This is a genomic window from Azospirillum griseum (assembly GCF_003966125.1).
GTDB lineage: Bacteria > Pseudomonadota > Alphaproteobacteria > Azospirillales > Azospirillaceae > Azospirillum > Azospirillum griseum.
In genome coordinates this window covers 1-12,012 of the sequence record NZ_RXMA01000022.1, presented here as the reverse complement: position 1 = coordinate 12,012, position 12,012 = coordinate 1, and the positions used below count along the sequence as shown (strand labels likewise).

Genomic DNA, 12,012 nt, shown 5'->3' with positions numbered 1-12,012 from the left:
GGTTCACGGCAGGCGGTGAAAGGTCCAGACGGAGGCCGGAGGCAGGTTCCGGGCAATCCAGCTGTGCCGGTGAGGCTTCAAACGAAGCCGCCGGATCAGTTCGGGATTGATCGGTGCGAACGGCCCGTAGGTGAATTGCACGAAAACACCACCGGGGGCCAGCACGGAAAAGGCACCGCGCACGATCCGGGCCTGAACCGGCAGCGGCATGGCGATCAGCGGCAGGCCCGACACCACGCTGTCGCAATCAGACCACCCATGATCGTGAATGATCCGTTGGATGCGGGTCGCGTCACCCTGAACCACGGTGGCACCCGGATGGATCGCCGCCAGATGCCCGGCAAAGGCCGCATCCAACTCGATCATCAACAGATTTTCCGGGGCCACGCCATGGGCGCGCAACGCGGCGGTGACTGGGCCGGTCCCCGGCCCCAACTCCACCACACGTCGACTGGGGGTGATGCCCGCCGCCCGCGCCATCGCCCGACACAAATCAGTACCGCTTGGGGTGACGGATGCAACCTTAAGGGGCGATTTGAGCCACCGTTCGACGAAAAGCTTGCGATCCGCCAGAGACATGGACTGACCTCCCCCTTCGGGAACCAACCTGGATTTTCCGCCTCCTTTCTACAGACATGCGTTTCATTGCGCCAGCGCAATGGATTTTGAACGATCGTTTAACAAAACCGTCATGGAATACCTAAGATCACGGATTGGTGGGAACCCCAACTGTCTTCGCTCTTTTCAATCTGGTCCCACGATGACAAACTGTTCACAAAGCCGGGCCAGCCGGCAATTTAAAGACTCAGGAGGGTGCAACCGTGAATAGCCTTCTGCTGCGGCACAAGATACCTTGCGCGTTGGTGGCTTCGGCGGTGCTGTCCGCGGTGCTTCTGGGAAGCTTCGCGTATTGGGCAGCGACCGACCGGTTGCGGACGGCCGCGCAGGACAAGTTGGTGGCCTTGGCCAACGCGCGCGCCACCAGCGTGCAGTCCTACATCGAAGGGTTGGAAGGCGACGTCGTTCTGACGGCGAACACCCGCTCGATGCGCGACGCGGTGGTCGCGCTCAACAACGGATGGCGAATCGAAGCGGATCGCGGTGAACCGGGCGATGTCTTGCGCAAGCGTTACGTCGACGAGAACCCGAATCCGCCAACGGAACGCTACAAGCTCGAAAAGCCGTCGGGCAGCACCATGTATGACATGGCGCATTTCCGGTTGCACCCTTGGATGATGGATTTGATGCTGCGGCGTGGGCTGGCCGACGTGATGGTTGTGACCGCCGACGGCACGGTGCTCTACAACGCGGCCAAAGGCGATGATTTTGGCCGTTCGGTCAATGATACAGCGCTGGGTGCGCTGGTCGCGGACATGAAGCGCGAGGTGAAACCTGGGGTTTCCCGTGTGATTGACTTCACCGCCTATTCCTTGGCGGGTGGGACGCCGTCGGCCTTTCTTGCCAGCCCGGTGGTTTTGCAACAGCCGGACGGTGGGGTGCAGATGCTGGCTGTCCTGGTGTTCCGATTGGAGGCCACCGGAATCAACCGGATCATGCGCAGCACCGACGGCATGGGGGACACCGGCGACACCTTCCTCCTGGGGACGGACGGCAAGCTGCGCAGCACCCCTCGCTTCTCGTCGGAGCTTGCGGTGCTCAAACCTTATGTCGGGGGGGCCGCATCGGTCATCGCGGCGGACAGCGACCGCATCGGATTGGTTGAAGCGGGCAACGTCAGCGGCACCGGCCCGGCGCTCACCGCGTACCATGTGATGAAGCACAGCGCCTTGAACTGGACGGTCCTGGCCGAGGCCGCTGTGGACGAGATCCTGGCTCCGGTCATCAGCATGCGCAACCAAATGGTCATGGCGGGCTTCGGGTTGGTGCTGCTGGTGTCGCTGGGCGGTGTGCTGTTTGCGCGTGGCATCACCCGCCCGCTGTCGGCGATGAGCGGTGCCATGCAGCGTCTGGCCGATGGCGAACGTCAACTCGAGGTGCCGGCGCAGGACCGCACCGACGAAATCGGCCAGATGGCCGGGGCGATGCAGGTGTTCAAGGAGGCGCTCATCAAGGCTGACGCGCTCCACGCGGAACAGGAGCGGGTGCGTGCCCTGCGTGAAGAGCGGACCCGCAAGCTGGAGCATGTCACCCAGAATTTCGACTCGCGGGTTGGTTCCATCGTGCGGGCGGTGACGATGGCCGCCGGTGGGCTGGAAAACACCGCCCGGTCCATGAGCGACGGGGCCGACCGCACGCTGCATGAGGCCACCAACGTGGCCGCAGCGGCCGATCAGACAGCCTCCAACGTCGGAACGGTGGCGACGGCGGCCAATCAGTTGCGGGCGTCCATCGGCGACATTGGGCGGCATATTGATGAATCGAGTCGGATCACGCAGGCCGCCGTCGGTGCGGCGGCGCAGGCCGGTGACACGATGAAGGTGTTGGTGGACACGGCGAACCGAATCGGTGCGGTGGTGCAACTCATCCATGACATTGCCGCACAGACGAATCTGTTGGCCTTGAACGCCACCATCGAAGCCGCGCGCGCGGGCGAGGCGGGCAAGGGCTTTGCCGTGGTGGCGAGCGAGGTCAAATCCCTGGCCAACCAGACCGGCAAGGCGACGGAGGAGATCTCCGGGCAGATCTCCACCATGCAGTCGGTCACGGAAGGGGCGGCCACCGCCATCGGCCAGATTGTCAACGTGATCCAGGACATGGGCCGGATCTCCGGGGTGGTTTCCAACGCGATTGAAGAGCAGGGAACCGCCACCATGGAAATCGCCGCCAACGCCGAACAGGCGGCCAAGGCGACCCAATCCGTCACCCATATCATCGACGGGGTGGCCAAGGCGGCGGACACCACCAAGACGGTGGCGGGCGAAGTGCTGACCTCGTCCCAGGATCTGACCCGTCAGGCCGGGCATCTGCGCGACGAGATCGAACAATTCCTGTCCGACATCAAGGCGGCGTGACGGTCAACGGTCGCAGGGGCGGGACGGGGTGTTGACAGGGCTTGCCCTGGCAGGGCACCGTCCCAATCCGTGCGGAGAACGAGAACGTCATGCCAACACTGCCCTCGACCAGCAGCAATCTGTTCAATGACAAATCCAGGCCACCCCGGTTGGTGGAGTTGGAGGTCAGCCGCATCATCCGCAATCCGAATCAGCCCCGGCAGCGTTTCGATGCGGAAGAGATGGAGAGTCTGGCTGGGTCGATTGCCCATTACGGGCTGAAGCAGCCCGTGCTTGTGCAGGAGGTGGTTGGCGGTTTCCGGCTTGTGGCCGGAGAGCGACGGTTGCGCGCCCACGAGATGTTGGGGCGGAACAGCGTTTTTGCGCTCGTCACCTCCGGCAACGCCGACGAGTTGGCCCTGGTTGAGAACGTGCAGCGGGTGGATCTCGATGCGCTGGAGTTGGCGGAAGCGCTGGCGCGTTTGATCGACCGGCACGGGTATACCCAGGAGCAACTGGGTCGGATCATTGGCCGCAGCCAAAGCAACGTCAGCCACACCTTGCGGCTGAACAGCCTGCCGGATGCCATCAAGCAGGACTATGCGACGTCGCATCGCGACGTGTCGCGCTCCACGCTCATTGAGATCGCCTGGATGAAAGAACTGGTCGATCAGATGGCCCTGTGGGAGCAGGTCAAGCAGGGCGGCGGCACCGTGCGGGAGGCGCGCGACCGCAAGGAGAGTGCGAAAGAAGCCGGTGTCCGCACCCAATCAGCGATTGGCCGTTTCCTGGAGGCGCTGCGACGGGCGACCCAGCGTTTGGGCGACCCGCGCGACCATCGGGCCTACATCGACGACTCGCAACGGCGCGAACTGATCCTGATGCGGCGGCGGATTGACCTGCTGCTGGGCGACGAGGTGGAGATCGACTGAGGGACGCCGCTTCAATCCGTCAGAAAGGGATTGTACAGGCGCTCCTCGCCGAAGCTGGACATCGGACCGTGGCCAGGAACAAACGCGATGTCATCGCCATAGGGAAACAGCCGGTCCTTGATCGAGGCGATCAAATCGCCGTGGTTGCCCTTGGGGAAGTCGGTGCGGCCGATGGACCCTTGGAACAGCACATCGCCGACGATGGCAAGCTTGCCGGGTGTGTGGATGAAGACGACATGACCGGGAGTGTGGCCGGGGCAATGCCGCACCTCCAGCGTCGCCTTGCCCACGGTCACGGTGTCGCCATCCTCCAGCCAACGGTCGGGTGTGAAGGAGCGAACGGCGGGGAAGCCGAACATCTGGCTTTGCATCGGCATGCCGTCGATCCAGAATTGATCGTCACGGTGAGGGCCTTCGATGGGAAGCGACAGCCGTTCGGCCAGGTCGGCCACGGCCCCGGCGTGGTCGATGTGTCCGTGCGTGACGAGAATCTTTTCCAGAGTGACGCCCTTGGCCTGCACCGCGCGCAAAATCCGATCAAGGTCGCCGCCGGGATCCACCACCGCCCCCGTCATCGTTTCGGGGCACCAGAGAACCGAGCAGTTCTGTTGAAACGGCGTGACCGGAACGATGATGTGCTGCATACCCATGCCTCTTGTCGTCCTGCGCCCGGTCGCTGAAGCGCGACCCTGACGATGGCCGAACCATAGCCCGTCGGTCAAAGGCGGGGCAAGACGGCGCTTGACGTTCCACTCCCGATAGGGAAATCGTTGCCGTGTGGGGACAGATGGCGGATCATCTTGATCCCAGGCCTTTTTTGCCCGATTCAACCACGATCAAAAGGTTCGATGCCTGAATGCTGACGCAGAAAGCCAAATACGCGCTGCGCGCCCTCATCATGCTGGCCGAACAGCCTGACGACAGGTTGGTGCTGATCGCGGACATCGCGGAGCGAGAAAACATACCCCGCAAGTTTCTGGAAGCGATCCTGGTGGAACTGCGCAAGCAGGGCCTGCTGTACGCCAAACGGGGGAAGAGCGGCGGGTATCGCTTGGCCCGTCCGGCCCCGCAGATCACGTTTGGGGAGGTGATTCGCCTGATTGACGGTCATTTGGCCCCAATTCCCTGCGCCAGCAAATTTTCCTTCAAGCCGTGCGAAGATTGTGGTGACCCGAATCTCTGTTCGGTGCGGTGGTTGATGGTGCAGGTGCGCGACGCAACGGCGAATGTCCTGGACCATTGCACCTTGGCCGACGCCTTGCGACACCGGCAATCCACCGGTGGCCTGGCGCTGATGTTCGACATCTGAGGGCAATGGGATCATTCCCCGACCTGTGGCACGGGCCTCTGGCCAAGCCCATCATGCTGCTTCGACCCATCGCATGATCCAAGGCGGGGAGCTGTGTCCAGAGTTGTGCCTTTCCGGCGGAGCGCGCGAGAGGTGGCCTGCATCCGCCTCCCGCCCGATGGCGTTCGCCCACAGACGTTGTTGGTGCGCCGTGTCCGGCTGACCTCGGCCAAGTCGCTTCACGACGCGTTTTGCCTCAGACAACGCGCTGCTACGGCGAAGGGAAAGGGGTGTGGCAGGTTTGATGCGGATCCATCGGTCGGTTGTTGGCAGGAAAAAACACATATTATCATGCGTAAACCTGCGACTGACATCATGCTTGGCGCAGGTAGAATGTAAAAATATTTTTATATAAAACAATATCTTACGGAGAAACTCATATTGTCTTCTCTAACGTTGGGAAAAAAGTGCTTTTCACGCAGCTCACGGTTTGGCAAAGTCTAGAGACGAAATAGAAATGAACCCACGCGTTTCCGGTGTGAAATGGGCCGGATCGTGAGGGCAACGAAGGAGACATTGATGTCGTTCCATCGCCGCCTGTCCATCCTTGCCACCGGTTTGACTCTGGCCTGGTTGGGTGTTGCTGCCGCCGATGCGCAAGACACGCTGCTCAACGTGTCCTACGATCCAACCCGGGAATTGTACGTCGATTTCAACCAAGCCTTTGCCAAAAAATGGCAGAGCGAGACCGGCAAGAAGCTGACGGTCAAGCAGTCGCATGGCGGTTCGGGAAAACAGGCCCGGTCTGTGATCGATGGTCTGGACGCGGACGTGGTGACGTTGGCGTTGGGCTATGACATCGACGCCATCGCCGATACGGGGCTGCTGGCGAAAAATTGGCAAAGCCGTTTGCCGAACAACAGTGCACCCTACACCTCGACCATCGTGTTTCTTGTGCGCAAGGGCAATCCCAAGGCGATCAAGGATTGGAACGATCTGGTCAAGCCGGGCGTGTCGGTCATCACCCCCAACCCGAAGACCTCGGGCGGTGCACGCTGGAACTATCTGGCGGCCTGGGCCTATGCGTTCGACAAGAACGGCAATGACGAGGCCAAGGCCAAGGAGTTTGTGGAGCAGCTGTTCAAGAATGTTCCCGTTCTCGACAGCGGTGCGCGCGGTTCCACAGTGACGTTCACCCAGCGTGAGTTGGGCGATGTTTTGCTGGCCTGGGAAAATGAGGCGTATTTGTCGCTTCAGGAATTCGGAGCCGACAAGTTCGAAATCGTTGTGCCCAGCCTGTCGATTCTGGCCGAGCCGCCGGTTGCGGTCGTGGACACCGTGGTGGATCGCAAAGGGACCCGCAAGGTGGCGGAGGCCTACCTCCAGTTCCTGTACACCCGCGAAGGGCAGGAGATCGCGGCCAAGAACTTCTACCGCCCGCGTTCGCCGGAATTGGCGAGCCAGTATGCGGGGCGCTTCGCGAATGTTAAGCTGGTGACGATCGACCAGACCTTTGGTGGCTGGCGCCCGACCCAGGAGAAGCATTTCGCCGATGGTGGTGTCTTCGATCAAATTTACCAGAAGGGCCGCTGATCCGTGGTCGCAGCCGCTTCTGCCGACGTCGCGTTCCCCACAAAGGGGAGCGCGGTGACGTCCATCCTGAAGAAACCGAGCGTGCTGCCGGGCTTCGGTCTGACCTTGGGCTTCACGCTCAGCTACCTGGGCATCCTCGTTCTGTTGCCGTTCGGCGCGTTGATCGTGAAGGCTGGTGGTTTGGGTTGGTTCGGCTTCTGGAACGCGGTGCTGACGCCCCGTGTTCTGGCCGCGTTCCAGGTCAGCTTCGGGCTTTCCCTGGTTGCCGCCGCCATCAACGCGGTCTTTGGCTTCATCGTGGCGTGGGTGCTGGTGCGCTATCAGTTTCCAGGCAAGCGGTTGGTCGATGCGCTCGTTGATTTGCCGTTTGCCTTGCCGACGGCGGTGGCTGGCATCGCCCTCAGCGCGCTCTACGCACCAAACGGTTGGGTCGGCAAACCGTTGAACGAGTTGTTCGGGTTGAAGGTTGCCTTCACTCCCCTCGGCATCGCCATCGCGCTGACCTTCGTCGGTTTGCCGTTTGTCGTGCGGACCGTGCAACCGATCCTTCAGGAATTGCCGCCGGAGGAGGAGGAGGCCGCCGTATCGCTGGGGGCCACGCGCGGGCAAACCTTTTGGCAGGTGGTGTTTCCGGCGGTTTTGCCCGCCCTGGTCACGGGATTTGCCCTGTCCTTTGCGCGTGGGGTTGGCGAATACGGTTCGGTCATTTTCATCGCGGGCAACATGCCGGGCCTGACCGAAATCCTGCCCCTGCTGATCGTCATCAAACTGGAACAATATGATTACGCCGGGGCGGCGGCGGTCGGCACGTCCATGCTGTTGGTGTCATTCGTCATGCTGTTGATTCTGAACATTCTGCAACATTGGATGAGGTCGCGTCATGCCCGCTAACGCGACCGCTTCGGCCTTGAGTGATCCGGCCTGGATGCGTCGTCTGCTGATCGCCACCGCGTTGGTCTTCTTGGCACTCTTTCTGCTGCTGCCGTTGGTGGCGGTGTTTGCCGAGGCGCTGCGCCGAGGCGTGTCGGCCTATTGGGCGGCGCTGGTGGAGGAGGATGCCCTCGCGGCGATCAAGCTGACGCTGATTGTGGCCGCCATTGCTGTCCCGGCGAATCTCGTGTTTGGCATGGCCGCGTCCTGGTGCGTGGCCAAGTTCGATTTTCGTGGCAAGAATCTGTTGATCACCCTGATCGATTTGCCGTTCTCCGTCTCCCCTGTCATTTCCGGCCTGATTTATGTGCTGCTGTTCGGGTTGAACGGGTTGATGGGGCCTTATCTGAAGTCCCATGGAATCCAGATCATCTTCGCGGTGCCGGGGCTGGTGCTGGCCACCATTTTCGTCACATTCCCCTTCGTGGCGCGCGAACTGATTCCGCTGATGCAGGAACAGGGGTCAGAGGAGGAGGAAGCCGCGTTGGTGTTGGGTGCCAGTGGCTGGCAAACCTTCTGGCGGGTGACGCTGCCCAACATCAAATGGGGCCTGTTGTATGGCGTTCTGCTGTGCAACGCCCGCGCGATGGGCGAATTCGGTGCGGTGTCGGTGGTGTCCGGTCACGTCCGGGGTTACACCAACACGATGCCTCTGCACGTCGAGATTCTGTACAACGAATACAATTTTGTCGCTGCTTTTGCGGTGGCTTCGGTGCTGGCCATGCTCGCGCTCGTCACCCTGGTGGCGAAGACGGCGCTGGAATGGCGCTTCGGGGCTGAGCTGGCGGCTTCACGGCACAAGTAAAGGGGGCGTGGTCCATGGCGATCCAGGTTTCGGGAATCACCAAGCAATTCGGCACCTACCGCGCGCTCGACTCGGTCGATCTGGAGGTTCGATCCGGTGAACTTCTGGCGTTGCTGGGGCCGTCGGGGTCCGGCAAGACCACGCTGCTGCGCATCATGGCCGGGCTGGAAAGCCCGGACGCGGGCAGCCTTCAGTTGAATGGGGAAGAGGCGTTGGGGCTGAAGCCGCGCGACCGTCAGGTCGGTTTCGTCTTTCAGCATTACGCTCTGTTCCGCCACATGACGGTGTTCGACAATGTGGCGTTCGGGTTGAAGGTGCGCCCGCGCGCCCAGCGCCTGCCCAGCGCTGAAATCAAGCGCCGGGTGATGGAATTGCTGGAACTGGTGCAGCTTGGTCATTTCGCCGAACGCTATCCGGCTCAGCTTTCGGGAGGGCAGCGGCAACGTGTGGCGTTGGCGCGTGCGCTGGCGATCGAACCCAAGGTGTTGCTGCTCGACGAACCGTTCGGTGCGCTGGACGCCAAGGTGCGCAAGGAATTGCGCCGTTGGTTGCGCAAGCTGCACGACGAGATTCACATCACCTCGGTCTTTGTCACCCACGATCAGGAAGAGGCTCTGGAACTGGCCGACCGTGTGGTGGTGATGAGTCAGGGCCGCATCGAACAGATCGGGTCGCCCGCCGAGGTTTATGATCATCCCTCATCGGCCTTCGTGTATGAGTTTCTTGGGCAGGTGAACCGTTTTGACTGCACGGTCGAGGGGGGCGTGGCACGGATTGGCAACGGCGCACTGTCCATCACCACCGACGAAACGCTGCGCGGCTCCGGCATCGCCTATGTGCGTCCGCACGATCTGGGGGTGGCTCCGGCGGCGGCGGGACCGGGGCGTGTGTCTGGCATCCATGTTGTTGGGCCGGACGCCCGCGTTGAAATCGAGCTGGATGGCCTCAGCCTGGAAGCCGAAATGGACCGGGAGCGCTTCACGTCGCTTGGCATGGTGGTGGGCGACCGCTGCACCGTGCAGATTGACCGCGCCCGCGTGTTCACGCGCTGATGCTTTGGTCTGGATGGTGACGGTGGGAGGGGATCACTCCACGCCCTCCCCACCATTTGCCCGTGTGACTGGACTGGCCAACGCGGCGTACTCCTTGGCGCGGTGCGCCTGAAGGCTGTCATCAATCACCTGCTGGGAAACGCCGGCGCTGCGCAACACCAGCCCGGCCAACTGCAGGCTGGCCTCCATCGCTTCGGGAACCACCGCGCTGGCCCCGGATTCACTCAGGCGACGGCTCTGCGTCAGATCATGGGCGCGGGCGATCACCGGCAGATCCGGGGCGGTCTGCCGCACCGCCTCCACGGCGCGTTGAGCCAACTCGGGGCGGTTCAGTGTGATGACGGCAGCCTTGGCTCGTTCGATTCCAGCGGTGCGCAACACGGTGGCGTGGCTGGCGTCGCCATAGAACACCGGCAAGCCTTGCGCGCGGGCGGCCGCGACGCGTCCGGGTTCCAAGTCCAGCGCGACGTAAGGCACCTGGTTTGCGGCCAACAGGCGGGCGACGGCTTGCCCAACCCGACCGTAACCAGCGATCAGCACATGCTGGTGGGTGTCGCCGGTGGCGATGCCAAAGGACTCCGCTCCATGCCGTGCTTCGATCTCCTGGGCAAGGCGGTGGGCGAAGGCGGCGATCAGCGGTGTCACCGCCATGCTCAACGCCACCACTGACGACAGCAATAGGCCTAGGCCACTGTCCAGAACCGTCAGCGAGGTCGCTGTGCCGATCAGAACGAACGCAAATTCACTGCCCTGCGACAGAATCAGACCGATGCGGATTGATGTTGCCAACCCCAGCCCGGACAACCGACACAACACCACCAGAAGCGTGCTTTTGCCGACCAACAGAACCGCTGTCAGACCGACGATGGTCCCAGCTTCCCGCGCCATGGTTGGCAGATCCAGGGTCATGCCGACGGTCATGAAAAACAAACCGAGCAACAAGCCGCGAAACGGCTCGATGTCCGCCTCAACCTGGTGGCGGTAGGCGGTGTCGGCCAACAGCATACCAGCCAGGAAAGCCCCCAACGCCATGGACATTCCGGCTTGTGCCGTCAGCCAACCCACCGCCAGAACAACGAAAAGATTGGTGGCCGTGAACAACTCCGGATTGCCAGCCGAGGCAATGAAACGGTAAGCCGGGCGCACCACGAAGCGGCCGAGCAGCATGATCACGAGAATCGCCAACACGGCTTTGACCGTGGCGATGGTCAACGCCAAAGGAACGCTGGCGTTGGCGTCGGCCAACAGTGGCAGAAGCGTCAGCAGTGGGACAACGGCCAAATCCTGGAAAATCAACACCGCCACGGAGATGCGGCCAAAGCGTGCCACAGTTTCCCCGCGCTCCACCAAAAGCTTGAGCACCGTGGCGGTGGAGGAAAACGCCAACATTCCACCCACCACCAGCGCGGCGTCTGGAGCCAATCCCAAGGTGTAGGCTCCGCTGCCCAGAACCGCCGTGGTCAGGGTCACTTGCAGCAACCCCAGACCGAAGATGTAGCGTCGCATCGCTTGCAAACGGGACAGGGGCAACTCCAGCCCGATCGCGAACAAAAGAAAGACAACGCCGAACTCCGACAGGACTTTGGGCAATTCCAGATCCACGACTGGTCCGGGTGTGTGTGGACCAAGCGCCATGCCCGCCACCAGATAGCCGAGCACCGCTGGGATGCGCAGTGTTTGGAACAGCGGAACCACCACGATGGCGGCCAGCAGCAGATACAGAATGTCGAGAAGAAGGCTGGCGTCGTGCATCAGGGCTGTGGCGTTTGATGTGGAGCTGACGTTGTGTATGGGCCGTGCGTGGGGACGGCTTCAAGCGTTCCGCGTACCGAATGGAAAAATGCAGCCAAAGGCATTTTCTTCTGGACGATCGCAAAATGGCTGCGTATACACCCGTCCCTCAGCCGGTGACGCTGTCCCGACGGACAACGCCAAGCGGTTGAGGCCCCGACTGATCGGGGGAAGGTGGTTTTGTGTGTTTGGTTTTGTCGAGACATCGACGAGACAGTGCGAAAAAGGGCTTGACCCACTTCGCCGAAAGCGCTAAAAAAACTGCCTGCCAGCGCGAACTGCTCAGTTCGGCGCTCTTCCGATCAGAAAGCAACTGGATCATATCATCCGCTTTGGCGTTTGAGAATGTCTTTGTGCGATCATCGGGATGGATCTTTGACATTGTGGTCGTGAAGTCGAGAAGGGATGCGCAGACGGCGGGCTTATGTCTTGCGGTTAGTTGCTGGGTCTTGAGGGATTGGGATCGGCACATCAACGGACGTCTGTTGAGCATCCAAGTTGAAGCAAGTTGACTGTAACAGGTTTTCTAACGCTTGGGTTTGGAACGTCTATCAGGCGATCCGTCTCGATCGGTTGTTGGCCTTGGCTGATGATCGGTTCGAACCTGAGAGTTTGATCCTGGCTCAGAACGAACGCTGGCGGCATGCCTAACACATGCAAGTCGAACGAT

General features: G+C 61.6%; 10 protein-coding genes and 1 rRNA gene. 8 read left to right on the top strand and 3 right to left on the bottom strand.

Annotated elements, in window-relative coordinates:
* Nucleotides 1-3: 3 nt before the first annotated feature.
* Entirely contained in the window at nt 4-579 is a 576-nt protein-coding gene (locus tag EJ903_RS19305) for a class I SAM-dependent methyltransferase (protein WP_126618506.1), read from the bottom strand.
* 242 nt (nt 580-821) lie between these two features.
* On the opposite strand from EJ903_RS19305, the gene EJ903_RS19300 reads away from it, so the two are divergent.
* Nucleotides 822-2,972: a methyl-accepting chemotaxis protein gene (locus tag EJ903_RS19300; RefSeq protein ID WP_126618505.1), complete on the top strand. Its 2,151-nt coding sequence runs from the start codon at nt 822-824 to the stop codon at nt 2,970-2,972.
* Nucleotides 2,973-3,061: 89 nt separating this feature from the next.
* Nucleotides 3,062-3,883: a ParB/RepB/Spo0J family partition protein gene (locus tag EJ903_RS19295; RefSeq protein ID WP_126618504.1), complete on the top strand. Its 822-nt coding sequence runs from the start codon at nt 3,062-3,064 to the stop codon at nt 3,881-3,883.
* 11 nt (nt 3,884-3,894) lie between these two features.
* Here the strand turns inward: EJ903_RS19295 and EJ903_RS19290 are convergent, their stop codons facing one another.
* Nucleotides 3,895-4,527, bottom strand: a complete 633-nt coding sequence (locus tag EJ903_RS19290) for an MBL fold metallo-hydrolase (protein ID WP_126618503.1) — start codon at nt 4,525-4,527, stop codon at nt 3,895-3,897.
* A 212-nt stretch (nt 4,528-4,739) separates the two neighbouring features.
* On the opposite strand from EJ903_RS19290, the gene EJ903_RS19285 reads away from it, so the two are divergent.
* The 5 genes from EJ903_RS19285 (at nt 4,740) to EJ903_RS19265 (ending at nt 9,551) form a co-directional block, all read left to right on the top strand.
* Nucleotides 4,740-5,192: an RrF2 family transcriptional regulator gene (locus EJ903_RS19285; protein ID WP_126618502.1), complete on the top strand. Its 453-nt coding sequence runs from the start codon at nt 4,740-4,742 to the stop codon at nt 5,190-5,192.
* A 558-nt stretch (nt 5,193-5,750) separates the two neighbouring features.
* Nucleotides 5,751-6,764: a sulfate ABC transporter substrate-binding protein gene (locus EJ903_RS19280; protein ID WP_126618501.1), complete on the top strand. Its 1,014-nt coding sequence runs from the start codon at nt 5,751-5,753 to the stop codon at nt 6,762-6,764.
* A 54-nt stretch (nt 6,765-6,818) separates the two neighbouring features.
* Entirely contained in the window at nt 6,819-7,655 is an 837-nt protein-coding gene (gene cysT / locus EJ903_RS19275) for a sulfate ABC transporter permease subunit CysT (protein WP_246015756.1), read from the top strand.
* Nucleotides 7,645-8,499, top strand: a complete 855-nt coding sequence (gene cysW, locus EJ903_RS19270; RefSeq protein ID WP_126618499.1) for a sulfate ABC transporter permease subunit CysW — start codon at nt 7,645-7,647, stop codon at nt 8,497-8,499. Before cysT ends, cysW begins: the two co-directional genes overlap by 11 nt.
* A 14-nt stretch (nt 8,500-8,513) precedes the next feature.
* Nucleotides 8,514-9,551, top strand: coding sequence for a sulfate/molybdate ABC transporter ATP-binding protein (locus EJ903_RS19265; protein WP_126618498.1), 1,038 nt, complete (start codon nt 8,514-8,516; stop codon nt 9,549-9,551).
* A gap of 33 nt (nt 9,552-9,584) precedes the next feature.
* Here the strand turns inward: EJ903_RS19265 and EJ903_RS19260 are convergent, their stop codons facing one another.
* Entirely contained in the window at nt 9,585-11,303 is a 1,719-nt protein-coding gene (locus EJ903_RS19260; RefSeq protein ID WP_126618496.1) for a monovalent cation:proton antiporter-2 (CPA2) family protein, read from the bottom strand.
* A 639-nt stretch (nt 11,304-11,942) separates the two neighbouring features.
* Between EJ903_RS19260 and EJ903_RS19255 the strand changes: the two genes are divergently transcribed.
* Nucleotides 11,943-12,012 (top strand): 16S ribosomal RNA (locus EJ903_RS19255); the annotation flags it as partial.

Excerpts from the sequence above, each read along its gene's own strand:
- cysW (WP_126618499.1), top strand. The coding sequence starts at position 7,645 with ATGCCCGCTAACGCGACCGCTTCGGCCTTGAGTGATCCGGCCTGGATG.
- EJ903_RS19290 (WP_126618503.1), bottom strand. The coding sequence starts at position 4,527 with ATGCAGCACATCATCGTTCCGGTCACGCCGTTTCAACAGAACTGCTCG.
- EJ903_RS19285 (WP_126618502.1), top strand. The coding sequence starts at position 4,740 with ATGCTGACGCAGAAAGCCAAATACGCGCTGCGCGCCCTCATCATGCTG.
- EJ903_RS19265 (WP_126618498.1), top strand. The coding sequence starts at position 8,514 with ATGGCGATCCAGGTTTCGGGAATCACCAAGCAATTCGGCACCTACCGC.
- EJ903_RS19260 (WP_126618496.1), bottom strand. The coding sequence starts at position 11,303 with ATGCACGACGCCAGCCTTCTTCTCGACATTCTGTATCTGCTGCTGGCC.
- EJ903_RS19280 (WP_126618501.1), top strand. The coding sequence starts at position 5,751 with ATGTCGTTCCATCGCCGCCTGTCCATCCTTGCCACCGGTTTGACTCTG.
- EJ903_RS19295 (WP_126618504.1), top strand. The coding sequence starts at position 3,062 with ATGCCAACACTGCCCTCGACCAGCAGCAATCTGTTCAATGACAAATCC.
- EJ903_RS19305 (WP_126618506.1), bottom strand. The coding sequence starts at position 579 with ATGTCTCTGGCGGATCGCAAGCTTTTCGTCGAACGGTGGCTCAAATCG.